Below are 537 nucleotides of genomic sequence, written 5' to 3'. Positions count from 1 at the left end.
GCTGGTGTTGCCCGAGCAGGGCCACGGCGACAGCCTGCAATTCGTGCGTTATCTGCCGCTCGCGCTCGAACGCTTTGCCCAGGTGGGCTATATCTGTCCGCCGTCGTTGCGGCGGCTTTACGAAGAGTCGTTGTGCGCCCGCTGGCCAGGTCTCGTGATGCTCGACGACGTCATGCCGGACATCAGCCAATGGGGCTGGCAATGTCCGTTGATGTCGCTGCCGCTCGCGTTCGGCACGCGCCTCGACAACATTCCAGCCGACGCGTATCTGTACGCGGACCCGCAGCGCTCCGCGACCTGGCGCGCGAGACTGGACGCGTTGCCGCAACAAGGGCTGCCGCGCGTCGGCGTCGTGTGGGCGGGCGGTCACTCGGGGCTTACCGAAGACCGCGCACGCAGTCTGAGCTCGGCGCAAATGGCGCCATTGTTCGCGTCGTCGCCGCTTCGCTGGATCAGCCTGCAAAAGACCGACGACCTCGCGAAGCGTCCGAGCGCCGCCACGAAACCGTACTTGACCGACTGGATGGATGAAGTCGC

The 537-nt window shown here is 65.9% G+C and carries 1 pseudogene; it reads left to right on the top strand.

Annotation, left to right across the window (positions count from 1 at the left end):
* Nucleotides 1-537, top strand: a pseudogene (locus SB753_RS34625) (hypothetical protein); the annotation flags it as partial.

It is taken from the genome of Paraburkholderia sp. SIMBA_053 (assembly GCF_046534895.1).
In the GTDB taxonomy this organism is placed as follows: domain Bacteria; phylum Pseudomonadota; class Gammaproteobacteria; order Burkholderiales; family Burkholderiaceae; genus Paraburkholderia; species Paraburkholderia caledonica.
This window is presented reverse-complemented; position numbering and strand designations above follow the sequence as displayed.